Annotated in this window: 22 protein-coding genes; 7 read left to right on the top strand and 15 right to left on the bottom strand. The window is 42.5% G+C overall.

Annotated features, from left to right (window positions below; genetic code table 11):
* Window positions 1–3: 3 nt before the first annotated feature.
* Window positions 4–1,464, top strand: a complete 1,461-nt coding sequence (gene astD / locus AAEY93_RS09140) for a succinylglutamate-semialdehyde dehydrogenase (RefSeq protein ID WP_101034173.1) — start codon at window positions 4–6, stop codon at window positions 1,462–1,464.
* A 68-nt stretch (window positions 1,465–1,532) separates the two neighbouring features.
* Window positions 1,533–2,330, top strand: a complete 798-nt coding sequence (locus tag AAEY93_RS09145; RefSeq protein ID WP_351076301.1) for a DUF1338 domain-containing protein — start codon at window positions 1,533–1,535, stop codon at window positions 2,328–2,330.
* Between the two features lie 60 nt (window positions 2,331–2,390).
* Here the strand turns inward: AAEY93_RS09145 and AAEY93_RS09150 are convergent, their stop codons facing one another.
* The 4 genes from AAEY93_RS09150 to crp all read right to left on the bottom strand — a co-directional run bounded on the left by AAEY93_RS09150 (window position 2,391) and on the right by crp (window position 5,484).
* On the bottom strand, window positions 2,391–3,725 hold the full coding sequence (locus AAEY93_RS09150; RefSeq protein ID WP_124012446.1) for a sensor histidine kinase: 1,335 nt from the start codon (window positions 3,723–3,725) through the stop codon (window positions 2,391–2,393).
* Window positions 3,722–4,396, bottom strand: a complete 675-nt coding sequence (locus AAEY93_RS09155) for a response regulator transcription factor (RefSeq protein WP_101034176.1) — start codon at window positions 4,394–4,396, stop codon at window positions 3,722–3,724. The genes AAEY93_RS09150 and AAEY93_RS09155 overlap by 4 nt, the downstream gene beginning before the upstream one ends.
* Complete coding sequence (locus AAEY93_RS09160) at window positions 4,377–4,727, bottom strand: PepSY domain-containing protein (protein WP_232772146.1); 351 nt, start codon at window positions 4,725–4,727, stop codon at window positions 4,377–4,379. The genes AAEY93_RS09155 and AAEY93_RS09160 overlap by 20 nt, the downstream gene beginning before the upstream one ends.
* A 121-nt stretch (window positions 4,728–4,848) precedes the next feature.
* Complete coding sequence (gene crp / locus AAEY93_RS09165; protein ID WP_101034178.1) at window positions 4,849–5,484, bottom strand: cAMP-activated global transcriptional regulator CRP; 636 nt, start codon at window positions 5,482–5,484, stop codon at window positions 4,849–4,851.
* 297 nt (window positions 5,485–5,781) lie between these two features.
* Here crp and AAEY93_RS09170 point away from each other — a divergent pair, with 297 nt between their 5' ends.
* Window positions 5,782–6,561, top strand: a complete 780-nt coding sequence (locus AAEY93_RS09170) for a tetratricopeptide repeat protein (protein ID WP_101034179.1) — start codon at window positions 5,782–5,784, stop codon at window positions 6,559–6,561.
* A 239-nt stretch (window positions 6,562–6,800) separates the two neighbouring features.
* Here AAEY93_RS09170 and AAEY93_RS09175 read toward each other — a convergent pair whose 3' ends face one another.
* From AAEY93_RS09175 to AAEY93_RS09185, 3 genes are all read right to left on the bottom strand, one after another.
* Window positions 6,801–7,697, bottom strand: coding sequence for a phosphoribulokinase (locus tag AAEY93_RS09175; protein ID WP_101034180.1), 897 nt, complete (start codon window positions 7,695–7,697; stop codon window positions 6,801–6,803).
* Window positions 7,698–7,825: 128 nt separating this feature from the next.
* Window positions 7,826–8,080, bottom strand: coding sequence for a YheU family protein (locus tag AAEY93_RS09180; protein ID WP_101034181.1), 255 nt, complete (start codon window positions 8,078–8,080; stop codon window positions 7,826–7,828).
* Window positions 8,081–8,090: 10 nt separating this feature from the next.
* Complete coding sequence (locus AAEY93_RS09185; protein WP_124012445.1) at window positions 8,091–9,107, bottom strand: hydrolase; 1,017 nt, start codon at window positions 9,105–9,107, stop codon at window positions 8,091–8,093.
* Between the two features lie 112 nt (window positions 9,108–9,219).
* Between AAEY93_RS09185 and AAEY93_RS09190 the strand changes: the two genes are divergently transcribed.
* The 3 genes from AAEY93_RS09190 (at window position 9,220) to AAEY93_RS09200 (ending at window position 13,246) form a co-directional block, all read left to right on the top strand.
* On the top strand, window positions 9,220–9,732 hold the full coding sequence (locus tag AAEY93_RS09190; protein ID WP_124012444.1) for a TAT leader-containing periplasmic protein: 513 nt from the start codon (window positions 9,220–9,222) through the stop codon (window positions 9,730–9,732).
* 24 nt (window positions 9,733–9,756) lie between these two features.
* Window positions 9,757–11,346, top strand: a complete 1,590-nt coding sequence (locus AAEY93_RS09195; protein ID WP_101034184.1) for a GMC family oxidoreductase — start codon at window positions 9,757–9,759, stop codon at window positions 11,344–11,346.
* 538 nt (window positions 11,347–11,884) lie between these two features.
* Window positions 11,885–13,246, top strand: a complete 1,362-nt coding sequence (locus AAEY93_RS09200) for a glycoside hydrolase family 5 protein (protein ID WP_124012443.1) — start codon at window positions 11,885–11,887, stop codon at window positions 13,244–13,246.
* Window positions 13,247–13,930: 684 nt separating this feature from the next.
* On the opposite strand, the gene AAEY93_RS09205 is transcribed toward AAEY93_RS09200, so the two are convergent.
* Window positions 13,931–14,425 (bottom strand): TIGR02444 family protein, encoded by a 495-nt coding sequence (locus tag AAEY93_RS09205; RefSeq protein WP_351076311.1) that lies wholly within the window; start codon window positions 14,423–14,425, stop codon window positions 13,931–13,933.
* 72 nt (window positions 14,426–14,497) lie between these two features.
* Window positions 14,498–16,408, bottom strand: a complete 1,911-nt coding sequence (locus AAEY93_RS09210; protein ID WP_124012441.1) for an ABC transporter ATP-binding protein — start codon at window positions 16,406–16,408, stop codon at window positions 14,498–14,500.
* Between the two features lie 160 nt (window positions 16,409–16,568).
* On the opposite strand from AAEY93_RS09210, the gene AAEY93_RS09215 reads away from it, so the two are divergent.
* Window positions 16,569–16,766 carry a YheV family putative zinc ribbon protein gene (locus AAEY93_RS09215; RefSeq protein ID WP_164839440.1) on the top strand — a complete coding sequence of 66 codons (198 nt, stop codon included), beginning with the start codon at window positions 16,569–16,571 and terminating at the stop codon, window positions 16,764–16,766.
* A 47-nt stretch (window positions 16,767–16,813) separates the two neighbouring features.
* Here AAEY93_RS09215 and AAEY93_RS09220 read toward each other — a convergent pair whose 3' ends face one another.
* The 6 genes from AAEY93_RS09220 to gluQRS all read right to left on the bottom strand — a co-directional run bounded on the left by AAEY93_RS09220 (window position 16,814) and on the right by gluQRS (window position 22,459).
* A complete protein-coding gene (locus AAEY93_RS09220) occupies window positions 16,814–17,332 on the bottom strand; it encodes a DUF4124 domain-containing protein (protein WP_124012440.1) in 519 nt (172 codons plus the stop codon).
* A 442-nt stretch (window positions 17,333–17,774) separates the two neighbouring features.
* Complete coding sequence (panC, locus tag AAEY93_RS09225; RefSeq protein WP_351076316.1) at window positions 17,775–18,629, bottom strand: pantoate--beta-alanine ligase; 855 nt, start codon at window positions 18,627–18,629, stop codon at window positions 17,775–17,777.
* A 48-nt stretch (window positions 18,630–18,677) separates the two neighbouring features.
* A complete protein-coding gene (panB, locus tag AAEY93_RS09230) occupies window positions 18,678–19,475 on the bottom strand; it encodes a 3-methyl-2-oxobutanoate hydroxymethyltransferase (RefSeq protein WP_351076319.1) in 798 nt (265 codons plus the stop codon).
* A 62-nt stretch (window positions 19,476–19,537) separates the two neighbouring features.
* Entirely contained in the window at window positions 19,538–20,029 is a 492-nt protein-coding gene (folK, locus tag AAEY93_RS09235) for a 2-amino-4-hydroxy-6-hydroxymethyldihydropteridine diphosphokinase (RefSeq protein ID WP_124012438.1), read from the bottom strand.
* 5 nt (window positions 20,030–20,034) lie between these two features.
* Entirely contained in the window at window positions 20,035–21,336 is a 1,302-nt protein-coding gene (gene pcnB / locus AAEY93_RS09240; RefSeq protein WP_164839545.1) for a polynucleotide adenylyltransferase PcnB, read from the bottom strand.
* 241 nt (window positions 21,337–21,577) lie between these two features.
* A complete protein-coding gene (gluQRS, locus tag AAEY93_RS09245) occupies window positions 21,578–22,459 on the bottom strand; it encodes a tRNA glutamyl-Q(34) synthetase GluQRS (protein ID WP_351076322.1) in 882 nt (293 codons plus the stop codon).
* Window positions 22,460–22,542 lie beyond the last annotated feature (83 nt).

The raw sequence follows: 22,542 nt of genomic DNA on the forward strand, positions 1-22,542 counted from the left end.
GAAATGACACAATATATTAAAGGTCAGTGGTTAGCTGGCGAAGGTCATGATATTAACTCAAAAAACCCTGCCAACGGTGACGTCATTTGGCAAGGTAACACTGCGACTGCCACACAAGTGAATGCAGCTGTCGATGCCGCTCGCGCGGCGCAGTTTGATTGGTTTATGTTGGGCTATGAAACCCGCTTGACCATTGTAGAAGCGTACCGCGCAGAACTAGAAGCTAATAAAGCCGAAATCGCTGAAACCATAGCCCAAGAAACGGGTAAGCCACAGTGGGAAACCGCAACTGAAGTGGGTGCCATGATTGGTAAAATTGCCTTGTCAGCGAAAGCTCACGACAAACGTACCGGTACTGAAACCAATGATTTACCTGCAGGACGCGCCGTATTACGCCACAAGCCTCATGGTGTTGTGGCCGTATTTGGTCCGTATAACTTCCCCGGGCATTTGCCAAATGGTCACATAGTGCCAGCATTATTGGCGGGTAACACAGTGGTATTTAAGCCGTCTGAATTGACGCCTAAAGTGGCTGAGTTAATGCTGAAATGTTGGGATAAAGCCGGTTTGCCACAAGGTGTGATTAACCTAGTGCAAGGTGAAGTTGAAACCGGTAAAGCGTTAGCGTCGCATCCACAAATTGACGGATTATTCTTTACCGGCAGTTCTCGTACTGGGCATATTTTACATGAACAATATGCTGGCCTCCCAGGTAAAATCTTAGCCTTGGAGATGGGCGGTAATAATCCGCTTATCGTTAAAGGCGTAACGGATACCAAAGCTGCAGTTCATGACATCATTCAGTCTGCTTATATTTCGTCTGGCCAGCGTTGTACTTGTGCCCGTCGTTTATACGTTGAAGAAGGCGCGCAAGGCGATGCGTTAATCGCAGCGCTAGTCAAAGCGGTTAAGCAAATTAAAGTCGGTCCTTGGAACGCACAACCACAGCCGTTTATGGGGGCGATGATTTCTGAAACCGCAGCGCTTGGCATGGTTGGTGCACAAGCTACCTTGCAGTCACTAGGTGGCGTTTCATTAGTTGAGTTAGTGCAAGTTGAAGCCGGAACCGGTTTAGTCACTCCAGGTTTAATTGATGTGACTCAGATTGCTGAATTACCTGATGAAGAATATTTTGGTCCATTATTGCAACTCGTTCGTTATCGCGATTTTGACCAAGCGATTCATTTAGCCAATGCGACTCGCTATGGTTTATCTGCAGGTCTATTAGCGGATAGCCGTGAAGATTATGATTACTTTTTAGCGCGCATTCGTGCAGGTATTGTTAATTGGAATAAGCAGATCACTGGCGCATCAGGTGCAGCACCGTTTGGTGGTGTTGGCGCATCGGGTAACCATCGTGCAAGTGCATTTTATGCTGCTGATTACTGTGCTTACCCAGTCGCTTCAATGGAAGCTGACGCGGTGAGCTTACCTGCAACTTTAAGCCCTGGTTTATCAATTTAACTGATAAATTCATCGCATGATCAGTGCTGGCGATGTTAATCGCCAGCCTTATTTAGAAGGATTTAACCATGCATACTGACGTTAATGCTTTATTTGCTGCCTTATGGCAAGACTATATTCAGATGACGCCGTCAGCGGCGAAAATTCATCAGCTATTAGGCCACGGTGCTCCCATCATCAATGACCATATTGCGTTGCGGACCTTTAATATCGCCAAGGTGAATTTAAACGTACTGGCCAAGCATTTCACTTCTCTTGGTTATGTCGACAGTGGTGATTATCAGTTTGTGCAGAAAAAGCTGATTGCCAAGCATTTTGAACATCCGGATCCTAAACAGCCAAAGGTGTTTATTTCTGAGCTGTTAGTTGAAGAGTTTAGCCCTGAGTTGCAAAAGACCATTCATGACTTAGTTGGCCAAGTGGATGTCGCAGCTACTACTGCAGATAATTTTATTTATTCTGGCTGTCATTGGGATCTAGATAAAGCGACATACCAAGCATTACTCGTTGAAAGTGAATATGCGGCGTGGGTTGCGGCATTAGGTTATCGTGCCAATCATTTTACGGTTTCAATTAATGATTTACCTGAGTTTGAGCGTATTGAAGATGTAAACCAAGCCTTAAAACAGGCTGGCTTTTTATTAAATAGCTCAGGCGGTGAAATTAAAGGGTCGCCAGAAGTGCTGCTAGAACAGTCTTCGACCATGGCCGATAAAGTGGTGGTGAAGTTTACCGATGGCGATGTTGAAATTCCAAGTTGTTTCTATGAATTCGCCCGCCGTTATCCGATGGATAATGGTCAGATTTATACTGGTTTTGTAGCGGCATCAGCCGACAAAATTTTTGAAAGTACCAATGCGATGTAATGTTCATCTATCGACAAAGAACCTAATTGAGTCATCAATTAGGTTTTTTTATGGGTATTGTTATTGATTAATCAAAATACTGACGCTCAGGCCTTTTAACGTTTCACTGCGACTAAATTGCAATACAAAACCGTATTGGTCACAAATCTCTTTAACGATAGATAAGCCTAATCCATGACCCATGGTGGCTTCATCTAATCGAGATCCTCTGGTGGTTAGTGAGGCCATTTGGGCTGGTTCTACGCCAATACCATCATCTTCTACTTGCAGTAATATTGCCTCTGAATCTGTGTAGCCAATACTGATGTTAACTTGGGTGTTTGCCCATTTAAAGGCATTGTCGAGCAAGTTGCCAAATAATTCCATGCCATCTTCGCGATGAATTGGAATACGACTTATCTGCTGCGGATTGACTATGGTGCATTGTATATATTGTTGGTGATGCACTCTATGTAGCGTTTGGATTAAGCTATCGAAATCTTTTGGAATGGCTAATTGTGCCGCGGGTAACATGTCCCCTGTTATGCGTGCCGCAGCCAATTTACGTTCAATCATTTTATGGACTAAATCCAATTGCTGCTGCATTGCCATCGCGGCATCGGGATGGCTGAGTCCGAGAGCTTCAACTTGTTGCTGCATCACCGCGAGTGGGGTTTTTAAGCCGTGACTTAAATTACCTAAGTTATTGCGACTACGTTCAATCTGTTTAGCCGTGTAGTCTAATAATTCATTATAGGTTTCGGCGAGTGGGCGGATCTCCGCTGGAATTTGTGAAATGGATAGCGAGGCAATCTCACCTTCGCGAAGCTTAGCCAGAGCACCTTGGATTTGATTCACCGGCTTAAAAGACTGGCGTAAAATAATAAAAATACCGGCGATCATCGCGAGTAACATGCCAATATTGATTGCCAATTTAGCGCCAAACACTTCACTGAAGACACTACGGCCGATACTGAGGTCTTGGGCGACAGTCAGTGTTGCGGTGTTGGGGCTGTTTGGCGCGCCTATGCCGATAGATAAGAGCTGCATATCATTATTTTTGGGCCCTTTAGCCTGCCAAACGCGTTTTTGTTGCGCTTGTAAGGGTTCAATGTGTAACTCTGCATCCCACAAGGACCGAGAGCGAATAGTTCGGTCGGGCAAATTTAATTGGAAGTAACGTCCTGAATAGGCGGGTCGATAGAAGCTGGATAATTGGCTTTGGTCGATAACTAACTCATCTTCATTGAGTTGAGTGGCGATAATAATATGTTCTAAATCTTCTTCTAGGCGGTTAATAATTGAGTCATGAAACGCATCTCGCAGCATCGACTCAAACAAAAATAAGCCTATGAGGGTGGCAATGATGATTAATCCACTGAGCCATAGACTTAATTTAAAACGAATTGAGATCATTCAATAATGCCATGAAAAATATAACCCTGGCCACGGCGGGTTTCGATAGCTGTTTTACCCAGTTTTTTACGTAAATGTGTCACGTAAACTTCAACGACGTTACTTTCTTTTTCATCATCAAACTGATAAAGCTTGTCTGTAAGCTGCTGCTTAGAAAGAAGTTTTTTTGGCGACATCAAAAAGATTTTGAGTAACCTAAACTCCATAGATGTCAGTTCATATTCTTGATCATCGACAGTAACTTTTTGTTCATTTTCGTCGAGGTTGACGCCGGCATAACATAATTGTTTGGATGATGAGTTTATCCGCCCATGAGCGCGATGAATTAACGCTTGAATGCGAGCGAGCAGTTCTTGGGTATGAAAGGGCTTACCTAAGTAATCATCAGCACCCGCATTAAAACCTTCAACCTTTTCGTGCCACTGACTGCGCGCTGTCAACATAATTACGGGGGTATTGATGCCACGTTCACGCCATTGAGTCACTAATGACAAACCATTTCCATCAGGTAAGCCTATGTCTAAAATGACACAGTCATAATTGGTTTCTTTCATCAAATAATCGGCTTCAATAGCTTTGTCTGTGACATCGGTAATATAACCTGCTTGCTTGAGTTGTTTTTCAAGCTCGGCAACGAGTAATGGGTTATCTTCAACGAGTAACAGTTTCATGTTTAGTACATTCGCTCGGTAATTGAGTCAATGAATCTTGCATGCCATTAGCTGCATCTAACTGCAGATTAACAACATGCCCTTGTTTTAGCTTAAATTGTAGATTATAGCGCAATTTATCTTGGTGTTGATAAAGCTGCGCGTCGATTAAGTGGCCATCACAATACTGCGATACCCAGGCTAAGTAATCATCTAATGAACGTATATTACCAGAAGAAACCAATTTTTGGACATTGTCGTGATCCAGAGGGAGTTCTTTTGCGGGAATATCTTGTTGGTTAATGGTGATGGCCATTAAGCTGCTCATTACTGTGGAGAACAAGCTATTCATGGTCGCTCCAAAATAAAAAAAAGTGGCGTTCAGAGTATGAACACCACTTTAAGTATCTTGGCTTAAATCAAGCTGAAGCCTAAATGATTAAGGCTTAAACATTTAGCCTTAGTCGTCGTTTTTAGCGAGTGCCATAAACCACGATTGTTTTACCGTGTGCTTGAATCAAATTTTGTTCTTCAAGCATTTTTAAAATTCGACCAACGGTTTCGCGTGAACAACCGACAATTTGACCAATCTCTTGGCGGGTGATCTTAATCTGCATGCCGTCAGGATGTGTCATTGCATCAGGTTGCTTAGCAAGATGTAATAATGTTTGTGCAATACGGCCAGCCACATCAAGGAAGGCTAAGTCGCCCACTTTTTGACTAGTGCTGTGTAAACGATATGCCATTTGCGCAGAAAGCTTCATGAGAATTTCAGGATTAACCTGAATGAGTTGCTTAAACTTCTTATAAGAAATTTCTGCAATTTCACATGCTTGCTTAGCACGAACCCAAGCAGTACGTTCAGATTGTTCTTCAAACAACCCAAGCTCACCGATAAAGTCGCCTTGATTAAGATAAGACAGGATCATTTCTTTACCTTCGTCATCTTTGATCAATACTGCGACCGAACCTTTGACGATGTAATATAAAGTGTCAGACTCTTCACCTGCGTGAATTAAAGTACTCTTTGCTGGGTACTTATGAATGTGACAATGTGAAAGAAACCATTCTAATGTTGGGTCAGGTTTTGGCTTACCAATCAGAGCCATATGATATTCCTCGATTGATTAAAAATGAAAGTAAGTAATGTCTAATTAAGCATTCTACGCTATTGAAACGGTGAAAACTTTGATAGAGATCGTATTTAGAAGTGTGGGTAGTGTATATTAACTTGTTAAATTTTAGATTAAATTTATCTCGTTTGTGATGACTGTCCACTTTTTTTGTGAATTAGTCTTCATCATCACTACGATTGGGTTACAGCCAATGGCATTTATCTATTGTATTAGAACTATGTCTTAGCTAATGTTATTTAATCAGCATCATTAATAGTTGTCGAGGTATGCGTGAAAAAACTGAGTCAAATCGGGGTTGTTATCTGTGTCGTTTTATTAAGTGGGTTAAGTTTGTCTGTAAAAGCGTTTGTGATCCCGCCCTCCATTCAGTCTCAGGCGGCGACTAAACTGGTTCATATTCAGATTAAAGCTAAACAGGGCAATGCTGATGCACAATTTTTATTGGGCTTAATGAACCTTTCAGGACGATTTGCTACTCAAGATACTCAACAAGGTTTGAATTGGATTAATCTTGCTGCTCTGCAGCAACACATAAAAGCACAACAAACATTAGCGGATTTAGCCTTTGAAGGTAAATTATTTCCGCGTGATTTAGCGCTTGCTGAAAAATGGTATCTGCAAATGGTTGAGCAAGGTGATAAATGGGCTCATTTTCGTTTAGGGTTTATTTATTCTGCTGGTGGCGATGGCGTGGTGCGTAATTGCGGTAAAGCAATGGAGCAGTTTAGTGTTGCGGGTGATGCTGTATCAATGGGCAATATTGCTTGGATATTAGCAACGTGCCCTGAAGCTGAATATCGAGATGGCTCGCGTGCGGTGTCGATGTCGTTAAAATTACTTGAGCATGATCAGAATGATCCGACTGTATTGGATAACCTTGCGGCTGCATATGCAGAACTCGGTGATTTTACTGCAGCGATTGATACGCAGAAAAAAGCCATTGATGCCTTGAAGGATTACCCGGAGATTGCGCGCAGCGATGAGTTTATTTTGCGCTTGAAACAGTACCAAAATAATCAAGCTTATCGAGAAATTATCCCGCTTATGTAATGCTCAGAGTGAGCAATGTGAGTCATTTACTATTATCAACCAATCAGTGTATTCACTTGTTTATCTGAAGGGATAATAGTTGATGTGGGTGCTTGAGCCGCGACGTTGTTTGGTTTCGTTAATGTGCTTAATGCACTAACAGAACAAAAAGGGGGATTAGCACTTTAAGCACATCAACTGCCGCTATTTCGCTTGAAATCACGATGTAACTATTCTAGCCACCATGACTTAAATCAAGCTTAATCGGGCTTGATATCATTTAGATTTTGTAACTCTATGCGTTTATCCATTAAGTCTTTAACCAATGGTGTCAAAATAAGCTCCATGGCCAATGACATTTTTCCACCGGGGACGACTAAAGTATTAATGCGGGACATAAATGAGCCTTGGATCATATTAAGATAATAAGGAAAATCAACATTATTTATGCCACGGAAACGGATCACCAGAAAGCTTTCGTCGAGACTCGGAATGTCTTTGGCGCTAAAAGGGTTAGAGGTATCAACCGTTGGCACTCGTTGAAAATTAATGTGGGTTCGCGAAAATTGCGGGGTCATATGTTTGATGTAATCATCCATGCTGCGGACAATCGAGCCCATCACTTTTTCACGGCTATGGCCCCTATCATTTGTGTCGCGGATAATCTTCTGGATCCACTCTAAATTGACAATGGGCACCATACCAATCAATAGATCAATATGTTTAGCCACATCGGCATCTTCAGTCACCACACCACCATGCAGTCCTTCGTAATACAGCATATCGGTATTTTCTGGTAACTCACGCCATTGGGTGAATGTGCCAGGCATTTGGTTGAACGGAACCGCTTCGTCAAATGTATGCAAGTAACTGCGTGTTTGGCCATTACCGGTGTTACCGTAACTGGTAAAGCATTCTTCGAGTTTTTTAAAGTTGTTTGCTTCGGGGCCAAAATAACTTAGATTACGATTTTCAGCCTGGGATTTTCGAATTAACACTTCCATTTCTGCACGGGTAAAATTATGAAAACTGTCACCCTCAACAAATGCAGCATTGATGCCTAGCTGTCTAAAAATATGAATAAAAGCGGTAGTTGTTGTGGTTGTGCCAGCACCAGATGAACCGGTTACAGCAATAATAGGGTGTTTTGCTGACATGTTATTTGCCTACGTAAAGTTGTGGACGAATGAAAATCAAGTCACTAGTTATACGGTAATTATCACCTTTGGGTCAATTATTCACCGGTGGCATATGATCAATTTGTCGTAGTTCTATCATTTAGTTATCACGATTCATGGGTAGATGACCGTGAAATATGTTCGCGTTGTCTGATGGCGATAGACTCGTCGTCTTCACTAAACTCGACAACTAATTCGCCTTTTTTCAGCGCTAGTTTACATTGTTCCATCGCACTTATTAATTGCTGCTCGCTAGCATCACTAAAGCTGCCATCTTCAAGTTGCGAAAACAGATATTCTTTTATCATACGTTGAAGTATTTCTTGAGGTAGTGTCAGTAGGGCTTCATAAGGCACAAGCATGGCGTATTTCCTATAAATGACTTAGCGAGGAAGAGGGGACATCGTGCTCGGTTATTGTGTCACCTGCAGATAGAATAAACTCGATGATACGATGCTCGAGATAAAAACGTGGTTTCCAAGGCCATCCCCCTTCAACAAATCCCACATGCCCACCAAACTCATGCAACTCGTATTCAACCATCGGCGACAATTGGTCTTGGTTTGGGATCACTTCATCGGTCATAAAGGGGTCATCTTTAGCGTGGATCACTAATGTGGGCTTAGTGATATGTTGTAAATAAGCAAGGCCGCTGGATTGCTGATAGTAATCATTGACGTCAGTGAAACCGTGTAATGGTGCGGTGACTTTATCGTCAAACAAATAAAAGGTATTCAGCATTTTGAGCTGCTTTTTAGTGATCGGCATTTGCTCGGTCAAATCTGCAGAGTTAATTTTGTCGAGCATTTTATCTTGTAAGCGTTTAATCAAAAAACGCTGATAAAGGGTTGAAAAGCCACTTTCTAGGCGTTTTGCACAGGCACTTAACGTGAGAGGGGCCGACACAACCACGGCACGTTCCAGTAAGCTATGTTGTTGTTTGCTACCTTGGTATTTGGCTAATACATTACCGCCCAGGCTGTAGCCGACAGCATACAGTGGCGAGTCTGGATAATAGTGTTTTAGTTGCTCAAGAGTGTAGGCTAAGTCGTTAACATCGCCACTATGATAGCTGCGGGCTAAGCGATTAGGCTCACCTGAACAGCCCCGATGATGGTGAACCAATGCAGACAGTTTGGCTTTTTTTGCTTCGATGAGCATTCTGCGTGCATAATGTGATTCTGTATTACCTTCAAGACCATGAATAATCACTAATATAGGCTCGCCATTTTGGGCTTGGCCAAGCCAATCTAAATCGATAAAATCGCCATCGGGTAATTCTTGTCGTTGCCTAAAGGTTGCAGGTCTGGCTACTTTAAAAAGCAATGGTAGAATCGTTTGAACATGCGGGCTAGCAGCCCACCAAGGCGGTGTGAATAACGTTTTCATAAAGGGAATATTTCTATAATAGTTTGTTAAAATTTAAACATGTGTTTAAATGTTACTCATGCCACTCTACCACATAAAAAATAGAGACAACAATAAACTCAAGGGGAAGTAAATGAAGCGGCGTACCTTTCTCACTGGAGCGTTTGCTGGAACTGCAGCATTGGCCCTAGGCGTTAATTTATATTTGCCAAATATCACTACTTCTTCGGATGATATCCATCACCGAGTATTGTTCAGTGTGTTGATCCCAGCTTTCTTAGATGGCGCATTACCCGAGGTACCCAGCCATCGAGAAATCGCGATGAATCGGACTTTGGATGCAATTTCACAATCAATTACCCATTTAGCGCCAGACCAACAACAAGAGTTGATGGAGTTATTGGAATTGCTTGAAGGACGTTTGGGCTTGTTGTTACTCAGTGGCAGTATGACACCGCTTTTAATGCGTGACCCCCAGCAATTGGTCGAAATGCTTGAGTTTTGGCGTTACAATTATTTGGATATGTTAAAAACCGCTTACGGCGGTTTACGTGAATTGATTATGGCCAGTTATTACGCCTGTCCAGAACATTGGGGCAACTTACGTTATGAAAAACCTACTTTTTTAGTTAATAACCTACAATAACTCTCTCGTGTAAGGAGCATCCCCTTGGCTATTATTGATCCGATTATCACTGGATTAAACGACGGTTGGCATCATATCGATGCCAGTCGCTTAGAGGTCGATCGCCATTTTGAAGCCGATGTTGTTATTGTTGGTACTGGTGCTGGTGGCGGTACGGCGGCAGAAATCTTAACGGAAGCGGGTTTAAAAGTGATCATGATTGAAGGCGGAGCGCTTAAGTCATCGACTCACTTTGATATGGAAGAACGTCACGCCTACCCCAATTTGTACCAACAAGCGGCCGCGATGAAAACTGCCGATAAAGGCATTGGTATATTTCAAGGTCGTACGGTGGGCGGGTCGACCACAGTGAATTGGACCACATCAATAAGAACACCTGAGCAAACATTAGCTTATTGGGAACAAGAGAAGTCGGTTAAAGGACTATCTTCGCAAGACTTACTCCCTTGGTTTGAAATGATGGAACAGCGACTTAATATTGAGCAATGGCAGTATGAGCCCAATCGTAACAATGGTGCATTACTTGAAGGTTGTGAAAAACTGGGCTGGGATTACACGGTTATCAAACGTAATGTCAAAGGTTGCTGGAATACGGGCTACTGTGGCATGGGTTGCCCTGTCAACGCGAAACAATCTATGTTGGTCACTACTATCCCCGCGGCGCTGGATAAAGGCGCTACGCTAATTTCACGCGCTAGGGTGATTAAGCTTGAGCATAAAGGCGATCAAGTTGTTGGGTTAACGGCACAAGCGTTAACAGAAGGCCTAAAGCCAACGTCAGTGCAAATCACCTTTAGTGCGAAACATTATATTTTAAGTGCGGGGGCTATTCATACTCCGACTATTTTAATGCGCTCTAATACGCCCGATCCCCATAAACAGTTAGGCAAAACTTTCTTACATCCTTCATTGTTATCGGGAGGGATTTTTGCGGAACAAATTAATGGTCACAGTGGTGCACCGCAATCTATCTATTCCGATGAATTTGTTTGGCGTGATGGCGCCGTGGGTGACGTTGGTTATAAATTGGAAGTTGCGCCTGTACACCCAGTATTGATCGCGTCAAAAACCATTGGTTATGGCGTTAGCCATGCACAGTTAATGGCTAATTTTAATCAAATGCAGGTCACCATTGCGCTTATTCGTGATGGTTTCAATCAGCAATGTCCTGGTGGACAGGTGAGGTTAACGGATACCAGTTTTGCATTAGATTATCCTTTAAACCAAGGATTTTGGGATGGTGCTCGTCGGGCATTTTTGTCGATGGCTGAGTTACAATTTGCTGCAGGTGCCAAAAAGGTGTTACCGATGCATGATGGTTTGTCATTTCTCAATTCGTGGAGTGAAGCAAAGCAGGTTATCAATAATGTCGATTTAGGCTTATTAAAAACCATAGTCGCATCGGCCCATGTGATGGGCGGTTGTGCAATGGGTGAAGATAAAGCCCTTGCAATGGTCGATGGTTTTGGTTATTCACACTATCTTGAAAATTTATCGGTGATGGACGGTTCGGTATTTCCAACCAGTTTAGGCGCTAACCCTCAGTTGTCTATTTATGGGCTTGTGGCTCGAAATGCGACGGCGTTGGCCCAAAAACTGACTCAAACTAGCTAGCTCAATTTATGTTGTATACCGCTATTGGGCGGTATATTACTTTGATATTGTCGTAGTTTGTCGATATTAGAGTCGATATTAGAGTCGAGATAACTCACTTTTATTCCAACGGTTATTAATATTTGGACTTCAGTTCGAGTAACGCCTTAACAATTTCATATTTTAAGGTTTTTTAGATCGTCAATTCAATTTTATCAATTGCTATAAGCCGGTTACCTACAGGATGTCGCGAATGTCGCGATCACATGGATGTGAAAGAGCAGCCTATAGTGCAAGCACTTCGGTGACACTTGGCAAGTCCTTCCCAGTAAACTTGGCCATGTCATCGACGGCCGCGTTACTCCGATATTTATGCTGCTTCGATTTTGCTTGATATTGTTTCGAATAACATAATTAAGTGCTTTTATTGTGGATCACCCGAAAAGATAGTGCTCGCTTTATACTGCCCAAAGGTGACCCTATTATGGCTAGCCAAGATCGTTGGCGAATACTCAACCACTGGTCTAGTCTTTAGTTACCTTTATTTTGCAGGTAATGAATGATGGCTAGACCAAGACAAACAATCGTGAGCTTAGAAGAGACACCTAATTATCATTGCTGCTCATGTGTTGTTCGTAAAGCGTTCTCGTGTGGCCTTGATGATGTGACTGATGAACACGTTGAGCATCGACGAGAGTGGGTTGATTCGCGGATCGTTAAACTAGCGACTATCTTTGCTATTGATATCTATGCTTGTGCACGCTTGTTAATACGCAAGAGTGTAACGCCTTTACTATTCGCCACAGTCATTTATAACTTACTCGGCTGTGGAAGTCCCAACGCTATTGCTAACGCAACAGATAATCCCGTGGTGCTATTAGACAGCTATTACAGCGACCTTTACGCATGGAATGATCAAGGTGGCCTGGAACAGACGCAACTCGGCCGAGGAATCAACCTTGGCAATTACCTAGAGGCTCCTGTCGAGGGCGAGTGGTCTGGTGGTCGCGTGCTGATTGAAGATGATTTACAAAGGATTGCCGCTGCCGGTTTTAAAACCGTGCGCATCCCGGTTCGCTGGTCCGCTCACGCCGATTTAACCTTCCCCTATGCCATTAATGATACATTTATGGCCCGCGTTAAAGAAGTGGTTGGCTGGGCCAACAATGCGCATCTAAAAGTTATCTTAAATGTGCATCACTATACAAAGATGATGCATGATCCAGAAAGTCAGCAAGCGGGACACATTCTTCGTTTACAGGGTATTTGGCAACAAATGAGTGAGCAATTTCCTCTCTCTGAATATGGCCATGATAATCTTATCTTTGAATTATTGAACGAGCCTAATAGCAGCATAGATCACAGTGATTGGAATAATATCATTGCACGATTATTGACGGTAATTTGGGGTGATATGGCAGCACAGCAAAATGATGGTACCACGCAGCGGACCGTAATGATTGGTTCGGCCAATTGGAGTCAGCCCGATGACTTAGCGAAATTGAGACTACCATCCTCGGTAAATGCGCGTAATACCATAATTACCATTCACTATTACAAGCCCTTTCATTTTACTCATCAAGGGGCTAAATGGGTTAATGGAGCAGACGATTGGATTGGCACTCGCTGGTTAGGCACACAAAGCGATCAGGCCCCCTTAATCGCTATGTTTGATCGAGTCACCCGTTGGAATGCGCACGCTAATCGCGGTTTTGAAATATTTATAGGTGAATTCGGCGTTTATTCGCGTAGCGTTGATCCCGATCAGCAAAAAGCCTGGACCGCTTTTATTGCGCGCGAGGCTGAAAAACGTAATATGAGCTGGGCATATTGGGAATACGCATCAGGATTTGGCGCATACGATGCTAATAAGGGCCAATGGCGACCAAAGCTAATCGAAGCTCTGATCCCAGTGCAATAATGTGTAAATGTATGTATTGAGTATTACCTGATGGTATTACTCAATACCATTAATCATGACCATTAATCATGCCACCAAGATTGTTGCTGCAAAAACCAAAGACCATGGTAATGATTATTGAAACCATCCATGTTACGAATTTGAAAATGGATGGTTTAGCTTTCCATCTACATATACGCCATTAGGCGATGGCCCAGGACCAGGACAAGGGGCATCGTTTGAATATCACGTTAGCGTTATAAATATAAAGAAGACGAAGAAGCGGTTAGAACTTCTCAAAAAAATCGAGCTGATTATCTAGTAGGTCAGAATGTAAGCGTTAATATCAAATCTACCGCGTCGAAAGAAAAGTTAAATACTTATTGAAGGTGAATTAAAATCAATGACCGACTCGAAAAATAAATAATGTCTAAATCTTAATTTTATGCAATGAAAGCTAACATTCTAAGTGGTCGTAAGTGGTCGCGAAGTCAATAAAGATAGGCCGCGCGAAGCCGCGTCCTTATCCAATGTGTTGAACATACCAGATATTGAGTGTGACTAAGACTCTTCTTACTGTCACAACAGCCAGCCTATTTAGCATTGTTTAGACAATCTTTATTGTCTAAACAATGCTGTTATGGGTGAATCTTATTGTTAACCCATTGGTTTGCGTACAACTGGCTCAAATGAGATGACGATGTATTACGAGTTAATAAGACCTGTTTGCGTGGTTAACCCAGCCATAATGCTTTCATCTAAGCCAAATAAACTTAGATAGTGTTGTATATTTCCTGGTTCAGTATTGTCTGTAGTATCAGTGCTTAGTGGTTGTCCCTGCAGTAAATTCAATTTGTGCAATAACATGTATTGAGATTTACGTTCCATCACCAACTCAACATCGAGCATTTTTTGATATTCGTCGTTGTCTAAATGCGCCTTAGCGATCCGACGTAAGCGTCGATAAGGTTGTAAGACATTGGTTTCCCATTGATCAACCACAAGGGTTAATATTTCCCATTGTTGCTGCGTCAAAACATAATGCTGTTGATCAAGGTATTGCGCTAATAATAGAATATTAACGTTTACGTGGTAACTGTCTTGTAGGTGTACGTAAAACTGAGGGTTAATTGAATAGCTTTGCTCGCAATGACGCCAAATTGTATGACTAAATGTTTGGCGATGAAAAGGTTGCGACATACAGAATCCCTTGCTGCATTTGTGCGGTTAATTAACAGCACAAATGCCAATAAAATAATGAAAACCAATCGCTTATTGAAAATCTTGTTCGATAAGCTCAATCTGTTCTTGAATCTCTAACCAATCCATTTCACTTTCATCCATGGTTTGAGTCAGCGTCGTACGCTCGTTGAGAACCTTGGTCATTTTAGCTTTGTTCTCAGCTTCGTATAAGTCGCCATCGGCTAATTCAATTTCTAGTTCGGCTAATCTTTTGTTGATTTTTTGCTGTTGGGTTTCTAATTTTATTTGTTGCTTTTTCAATGGCGATACTCGTTGACGTAATTCAGCGTCCATCCTTTTTTGCTGCTTTTTATCCACCGAATCACTGCTAATGGCAGCATCCGTTTTGTTGCTGGCTTGGGCCAATTTAGCCGCATCGAGTAACCATTGATGGTAATCATCCAAGTCACCGTCAAAAGGTGTTACAACACCTTGATCCACTAAGTAATAGTCACTACAACTTAATCGTAATAGGTGACGGTCATGTGACACAATTACCATTGCACCTTCAAAGGTTTGTAATGCCATGGTTAGCGCATGGCGCATCTCTAAATCTAAATGGTTGGTGGGTTCATCGAGTAATAATAGATTAGGGCGTTGCCAAACGACTAATGCTAATACCAGACGCGCTTTTTCGCCGCCAGAAAACGGCCGTACTGGCGATAAAGCCATATCACCATTAAAGCCAAATCCGCCTAAAAAGCTCCGTAATTCTTGTTCGCGCGCATTGGATGGCGCCAGCCTGATCAAGTGTTGCATTGGGGTATCATCAAGGCTTAAAAATTCAACTTGATGCTGAGCAAAATAACCAATATTCAATCCTGGATTAGGTTGATATTTACCGGTTTTAGCTTTTAATTGGCCAGATAACAGTTTAATTAGCGTCGATTTACCTGCACCGTTTCTCCCCAATAAACCGATACGAGCGCCTGGAACAAGGTTTAACTCAACCTGTTTAAGGATGGTTTTATCTTCATAACCAATAGAGACATTTTCCATCACCACTAATGGATTTGGCAATGCTTCTGGTGTTCTAAAGGCCATTTGAAATGGATTGTCTACTTGGGATGGCAATAACTCTGCCATACGTTCGAGTGCTTTTAAGCGACTTTGTGCTTGTTTAGCTTTACTGGCTTTATAGCGAAAACGATCAACAAATGACTGCATATGTGAGCGTTCTTTTTGTTGACGCTCGAAGGCCACTTGTTGTTGTGCCATGCGTTCTGCGCGCACGCGTTCAAAAGATGAGTAATTGCCTTTGTAATAATTTAATTTTTGATTTTCGATATGAACAATTTCACCGATAATGCCATCGATGAAGTCACGATCGTGACTGATCAAAATTAACGTTCCTTGATACGTTTTTATCCAACCTTCTAACCAATACATGGTATCTAAGTCTAAGTGGTTGGTTGGCTCATCGAGTAACAATAAGTCAGAACGGCATAACAGTGCTTGGGCTAAGTTGAGGCGCATACGCCAACCACCAGAGAAACTTTTGACCGGGTGACTCTGATCTGTATCTTTAAAGCCTAAACCGGCTAATAGTGAGCCCGCTCGAGCTTTAATAGCATAACCGCCAATAGCATCAATTTTGCCATGGATAAGCGCTATTGCATTGCCGTTATTATCATGTTCAGCTTGTTCTAATTGGGCTTCTAGTTGACGGTATTCGGTGTCGCCGTCCAGTACATACTCTAGTGCCGACACATTTAATGCGGGTGTTTCCTGAGCAACAGAGGCAACCTGCCAGCCTGCGGGGAAACTGAACTCACCTTTATCCAGCTGTAAATGACCCAAAATTAAGGCAAGCAATGTTGATTTACCTGTACCATTGGCGCCGACAAGGCCAACCTTGTGTCCGGGGTTAATCGTCAGTGAGGTTTCATCGAGTAAGATTTTACTGCCGCGAATTAACTGTGCTTGGCTTATCTTGATCATTAATTACAACTTGATTCTTAAGAATAGAATAATGGTGCAGATAATATCGCATATAGGATTTATTTCCCACAATCACGGGACTCATGTGGGCTAATCATGGCAAAATAGGCGTATAAAGCGGGTATAAACCTCATTGTGTAAACACTAAGTCGAGTAAATCATGACTAAAATTAAAAAGCGTTTTGTTGCAGGGGCTAAATGTCCTAAATGCAGCGCGAAAGACAGTATTCTATTGTTTAAAGAAAATGGCATTGAAACCATTGAGTGCACAGAGTGTGATTACCGTGAGCAACAAACTGATGTAAAAGCACCTCAAAAGGCTAGCGGCAGTATGATCGGGGTGTTTAAACCAGACTAGAACAGTCTGCTTAGGGGGATAACCTCAACATTGGCATTGAGTTGAGGTTAATTACTCATATATTCATCAGGGGGTGTTTCAGCAGAGACCTTCATCTTATGTTGATTTAATACACGGATAACATTGATGTTGTTTTTAGTGAGATCATTGAAACGTTCAGAGATGTTTTGTAATTCTAGGCCGTAACTTGGATCGTCTTTAGGTGTGGTCTGCCAATAACGTTTACGATCCAGTTTTTGGATTTCGCTCGCACGTAATATTTCAAAATAGCTATTTTCTTGTTTAAGTCGATAAATTTCGCCATCGAGTAATTGGAGTAATTTTTCTTTAGAAATAGTTTGTTTATTAAGCAAGGCTTTTAATGGATCGTCTTTCAACTCGCGCTTGTCAGAGTCGATTTCGGTGGTAATACCTAATTGATATTCAATTTTATGCTGGCTATATTCTTGCGGGCAAACTGTTTGGCTGAAAATGACTTTTTCATCCTTCATGCACTTGTAGATAGTATTGGCCTGAGCAGTAAAAGCGCTCATGGCGAGTACGATGAATAACAGTTTTTTTGCCATGCGGCCACACATCCTTTTGTCATCACTATTACGATTTTGATATTAGTGGTTTACGGTAGACTGTTTCGGTTATGTATTCAGCCTAACAGCGGACCACAGTGTTTAGCTTCCGACTAACTAACTAACTTACTAACTAACTAACTTAATTAGCTCGTGGTTTGGTGAACTTATTGACTTAAGCAGATTAGCATGTTTTTTAGCTACGTAACTAAGACATAACCCTTGCTCGTTAGCGGAAAGTTGATACACAGCCATCATGCTTAAATAACAATATAGCAACAATAGCGTCGAAAAAATAATGATATTGATTCAATATCATTCAATATGATGTAATTTTATCGATAAAACCAGTTTTTTGACAACAGAAATTTCAATAAAAAATAATATTTGTTTTGTTATTTAATGGGCTTAAGCTGAAACTGGATAATTTCATAGGTGGTGGCTAATTCGAATGACGAGAAAATAGCACGTTGTCGATTAAGCGCGTTTTACCGAGATACGCGGCCGCAATAACAATTAGCTTAGTGTCTGCTGCCGTCGCTTGGTGTAAGGTGTTTGCATTTCTCACTTGGAGATAATCGGGCGTAAAACCAGCACTAATCAAGTCTCGTTCAGCTTTCGTGATAGCTTGTTGTGCTGCTTCACCGTGTTGAATAGCGTGAATAATATTATCTAATACTTGTTTTAATCTTGCTGCCAAGTATTTTTCATCGGCGGTTAAATAGCCGTTACGAGAACTCATGGCTAGACCCGATTGTTCTCGGATAGTCTCGACACCAATTACGTCAATTGGCATCGATAAATCTTCAACCATGGTTTTGATGATCATCAATTGTTGAAAATCTTTACGGCCGAACAAGGCAATGTCAGGTTGCACAATATTGAACAGTTTGGTGACTATGGTTGCCACACCACGAAAATGCCCTGGGCGGCTTGCACCACATAATTGATCGCCAATGTCGGGTACTTCAACAAATGTTTGTTGTGCTAACCCTTTGGGATACATGATCTCAGGTGTTGGAGTGAAGAGTATTTCTGTTCCGGCAACCATAAGCTGCTCGCTGTCTTGTGCGAGTGTGCGAGGATAATTGTCTAAATCTTCGTTGGCACTAAACTGCATAGGATTAACAAAAATAGATACCACCACATGGTCTGCACGCTTTTTGGCTTCATCTACTAAGGCGATGTGACCTCGATGCAAATTGCCCATTGTTGGCACAAAAGCAACCGTTTCGCCCTTGCGGCGCCAAGCATTAACGTGTTCACGAATGGTTGAAATAGCGGAGGTGGTAATCATTTTCTGTTCAAACCTTAATGGAAAAACAATGCCGTTATTTAATGCGCATTATGAATTAAATGTGTGCTCTTCAGCTGGAAAAGTGCCGTTTGCTACTTCATCAATATACGCTTTAATAGCGGTACGAATTTCACCTGTTTGTTTAAGGTAGTTTTTTGAAAAACGAGGAATATAGCCACTGGAAATGCCTAACACATCATGCATAACAAGAATTTGGCCATCAGTGTCTGCACCTGCGCCAATACCGATAACGGGAATGGTTAGCGCTTCAGTAATGGCTTTAGCCAGCGAAGCCGGAATACATTCAACCACTAATAATTGCGCGCCTGCAGCTTGTATTGCTTTGGCTTCTTCTAGAATACGTTGAGCACTATCAACATCGCGACCTTGCACTTTAAATCCGCCAAACACGTGCACCGACTGCGGGGTTAATCCTAGGTGAGCACATACTGGAATGCCACGTTCGGTTAACATTTTTACGCTTTCAAGTAGCCAATGTCCGCCTTCTAATTTAACCATACTGGCACCCGCCTGCATTAGCGTTGTAGCATTAGTCATGGTTTGTTCTGGGGTGCTATAACTCATAAACGGCATGTCCGCGATGAGCAATGCACGCGAAACGCCTCGTTTGACACAAGCTGTATGGTAAGCAATATCGGCAATCGTTACCGGTAAGGTATCATTATGGCCTTGAAGCACCATACCAAGTGAATCACCTACTAAAAGTACATCCACACCTTCGCTGTCAAAGGCGCCGGCAAAACTGGCGTCATAGGCCGTTAATGCGGTGAACTTTTTACCTTCTTGTTTGAACTTGATTAGGGTCGAACTGGTGACTTTTGACATAATAGACTCTTAAAACAATATTGAAATACTAAAAGCCGAGCTTAATGTTCTGGCCGTTAAGATCAACTTAAATCGATAAGTTTTTGCAATTCATCACGCATTTTCACACTAATAAGACTTTCAAGGCTTGTATTGCAAGGCAATGTTAGCGATGGCGCGATGTCTGCCAATGGTACTAACACAAAACTGCGTTGCTTCATGCCGTAATGAGGCACACAGAGTCGAGGTTTGCTTATGTGTTGATTACCATACAGTAACAAATCTAAATCTAGGGTGCGAGGTCCCCAGCGCTTAAGCCGAACACGCCCTTGGTGTTGCTCGATATCTTGCAAGGCATCAAGTAATTCAATCGGCAATAGGGTGGTATGAAACCCAGCGACAGCATTGACATAATCTGGCTGAACAACATCACCCATAGGCTTGGAACGATAATAAGCTGAGACCACAAACGTGTCGTTTACCGCCAATGCTTTTAGCGCCGTTACTGCAACATTGAGTTGTTGTATTGGCTCGGCTAAATTAGCGCCTAAGGCGACATAAACTTGAACCGCCATGGTGGTTATTCTTCCGCAGGCTTGGCTGCTGGTTTACGACGACGCTTACGCTGTGGTGCATTTCTGTTGCGACTATTACTGCTTTTGACACTTTTAGCTATGTCGCTACGGTCAGTTTCATCTGCTTCTACAAACGTTGTCCACCACTGAGCTATCTTGGCGGTATTGCCCGCTTCAGCTTCACCACGCAGTAGTAGCAAATCGTAAGCGGCTCTAAATTTAGGATGTTCTAGCAGTTTAAATGCCCGCGTGCCTTGACTCCGTTCTAAGCGCAGTTGCAGCTGCCAAATGTCGCGGGCAGGGGTACTAAAGCGTCGTGGTAAGCTAATCGTTAGGCATTGTTGTTCAAGCACATCACCCATAGCGGCAACATGTGCATCGTAGTGGGTTAACCCGCTTTCAATGGCAATATCATCGGCTCGGTATTTTACCGGATACCACAATATGGCAGCAAAGAAAAATGCTGGGGTAACCGTTTTATCCTCATTAACACGGATATCGGTATTACGCATAACGGCTTGCAGCATTTTGGCGGCATGTCCTTTAGGCGACTCTTCAATGAGTGCGCTGACCTGTGCAAACAAGGGTGCGAATAAACCAAAGCGTTGCATCATGTTATAATTGGCTTCAGCTTTGCCGGCAAAAAACAGTTTTAACACTTCTTCATACATGCGTGCTGCAGGGATATCTTTTAATAATGGTGCGAGTGCTTTAATTGGGGCCGCGGTAACGGCGTCGATTTGCATATCAAGTTTAGTGGCAAAACGAACGGCGCGCAGCATGCGGACAGGGTCTTCGCGATAACGGGTGTCGGGGTCGCCAATAAGCTTAATCGTCCGAGCCTTGAGATCGTCTATTCCACCGCCATAGCTGCGAATAGAATAGTCGCTGATGTCGTAGTACAGCGCGTTAATAGTGAAGTCACGACGTTCAGCATCTTCATCAATTTCGCCGTAGACATTGTCACGCAGTAAACGCCCTTCGGCATTTGATTTCGATACGTTGTCGTTTGTTTCACTGTGGTGGCCGCGAAAAGTGGCCACTTCAATGACGTCACGCCCAAAAACGATATGTGCCAGTCTAAAGCGACGACCAACTAAACGGCAGTTACGGAATAGTTTTTTAATGTCGTCTGGCGTGGCGTTAGTCACAACGTCGTAATCTTTCGGTTGAAGGCCTAATAAAATATCACGCACACCCCCACCGACTAAATAAGCTTTATAGCCTGATCTATTAAGACGATAGAGCACTTTGAGTGCGTTCTCACTAATTTGGCGACGTGAAATCGAATGGCCATCTCTGGAGATGATATCCAGACGTAAGCCATCTTCTTGAATGGGGTCTTCAAGTACTGGAGCTACTTTGTTGTCTTCAAATAGCTGTTTACAGAATTGGCTAATACGGCGAAAAATAATACACCTCGAAATGCTATAATAATTTGATTAAAAATCTGGCGGGTATAATACATTAAATGTGACCAAATGAGTATACATGTCGCGGCGCTAAAATGGGCTTAATGCAATCATGTACGCCGAACGATGACGATACTTAGTTGTTTGTTGTCGTTAAGACAATTTCTTTTTGTGCTGGAATGGTACTTAGGTCAAATTGTTCTATTGCCTGTTTAAGCATGACTTGTACCGAATCTACATCAACCATTTGCTGGCCTAAAAAGGCAAGAGCAGCATTAATACTGGCTTGTGGGCGAATGATATCGATGGCGGGCGCGTGATTCTGCTTTGATAATTTAACACCTTTTTGTGCACAGACTAGCGGTAAATGAAGCCAATCAGGTGGGGTAACATTTAATTGAGTAAATAAACTTATTTGCCTGCAACTGGCTTCAAGTAAATCACAACCTCTGACGACTTCAGTGATACCTTGATAAGCATCGTCGAGTACAACGGCGAGCTGGTATGCAAATAAACCATCGCTGCGTTTAATCATAAAATCTTCTTCGGCGAAGGTGTTATCGACCACCACATAGCCTTGAAGCTGGTCAATAAAACGATCGATTTTAGCGTAATTTCTAATCCGGATCGCACCTTGTGTCAACTTAGGCTGCAGTCGGCCACAATGGCCATCGTATACACCACCATGGGCTTGGATCATCTTACGTGTGCATTGGCAATAATAAGCATCATCGCTGGCAATGAGTTGGTCTATTTTATCTTGATAAGCCTGATGACGTTGATGTTGAAATAGTGCAGTGCCATGCCAATGCAAACCGTAGGCATCAAGTGTGCGGAGGATATTATCGCTTGCACCTTGGACTTCTCGTGGGGGATCGATATCTTCTATGCGGACCAGCCATTGGCCTTGCAGACTGTGGGCGCGAAGATAACTGCCTAATGCAGCCGTGAGTGAACCGAAATGCAGTGGACCTGAAGGTGATGGTGCAAAACGTCCAACGTAGGAAGTGATACTCATGTTATTTTGTGGAGTATTTTTTATTCATTAATATCGCACTGTCATTACCGTCACTTACATCTGATGTGACTAAATTACAAAAC

It is taken from the genome of Shewanella sp. CAL98-MNA-CIBAN-0140, from assembly GCF_040309905.1.
Lineage (GTDB): Bacteria > Pseudomonadota > Gammaproteobacteria > Enterobacterales > Shewanellaceae > Shewanella > Shewanella psychromarinicola.

Bases quoted from the DNA above. Each gene is read 5' to 3' on its own strand.
- astD (WP_101034173.1), top strand. From the start codon at position 4: ATGACACAATATATTAAAGGTCAGTGGTTAGCTGGCGAAGGTCATGAT.
- AAEY93_RS09145 (WP_351076301.1), top strand. From the start codon at position 1,533: ATGCATACTGACGTTAATGCTTTATTTGCTGCCTTATGGCAAGACTAT.
- AAEY93_RS09150 (WP_124012446.1), bottom strand. From the start codon at position 3,725: ATGATCTCAATTCGTTTTAAATTAAGTCTATGGCTCAGTGGATTAATC.
- AAEY93_RS09155 (WP_101034176.1), bottom strand. From the start codon at position 4,396: ATGAAACTGTTACTCGTTGAAGATAACCCATTACTCGTTGCCGAGCTT.
- AAEY93_RS09160 (WP_232772146.1), bottom strand. From the start codon at position 4,727: ATGAATAGCTTGTTCTCCACAGTAATGAGCAGCTTAATGGCCATCACC.
- crp (WP_101034178.1), bottom strand. From the start codon at position 5,484: ATGGCTCTGATTGGTAAGCCAAAACCTGACCCAACATTAGAATGGTTT.
- AAEY93_RS09175 (WP_101034180.1), bottom strand. From the start codon at position 7,697: ATGTCAGCAAAACACCCTATTATTGCTGTAACCGGTTCATCTGGTGCT.
- AAEY93_RS09180 (WP_101034181.1), bottom strand. From the start codon at position 8,080: ATGCTTGTGCCTTATGAAGCCCTACTGACACTACCTCAAGAAATACTT.
- AAEY93_RS09185 (WP_124012445.1), bottom strand. From the start codon at position 9,107: ATGAAAACGTTATTCACACCGCCTTGGTGGGCTGCTAGCCCGCATGTT.
- AAEY93_RS09190 (WP_124012444.1), top strand. From the start codon at position 9,220: ATGAAGCGGCGTACCTTTCTCACTGGAGCGTTTGCTGGAACTGCAGCA.
- AAEY93_RS09200 (WP_124012443.1), top strand. From the start codon at position 11,885: ATGATGGCTAGACCAAGACAAACAATCGTGAGCTTAGAAGAGACACCT.
- AAEY93_RS09205 (WP_351076311.1), bottom strand. From the start codon at position 14,425: ATGTCGCAACCTTTTCATCGCCAAACATTTAGTCATACAATTTGGCGT.
- AAEY93_RS09210 (WP_124012441.1), bottom strand. From the start codon at position 16,408: ATGATCAAGATAAGCCAAGCACAGTTAATTCGCGGCAGTAAAATCTTA.
- AAEY93_RS09215 (WP_164839440.1), top strand. From the start codon at position 16,569: ATGACTAAAATTAAAAAGCGTTTTGTTGCAGGGGCTAAATGTCCTAAA.
- AAEY93_RS09220 (WP_124012440.1), bottom strand. From the start codon at position 17,332: ATGGCAAAAAAACTGTTATTCATCGTACTCGCCATGAGCGCTTTTACT.
- panC (WP_351076316.1), bottom strand. From the start codon at position 18,629: ATGATTACCACCTCCGCTATTTCAACCATTCGTGAACACGTTAATGCT.
- panB (WP_351076319.1), bottom strand. From the start codon at position 19,475: ATGTCAAAAGTCACCAGTTCGACCCTAATCAAGTTCAAACAAGAAGGT.
- folK (WP_124012438.1), bottom strand. From the start codon at position 20,029: ATGGCGGTTCAAGTTTATGTCGCCTTAGGCGCTAATTTAGCCGAGCCA.
- gluQRS (WP_351076322.1), bottom strand. From the start codon at position 22,459: ATGAGTATCACTTCCTACGTTGGACGTTTTGCACCATCACCTTCAGGT.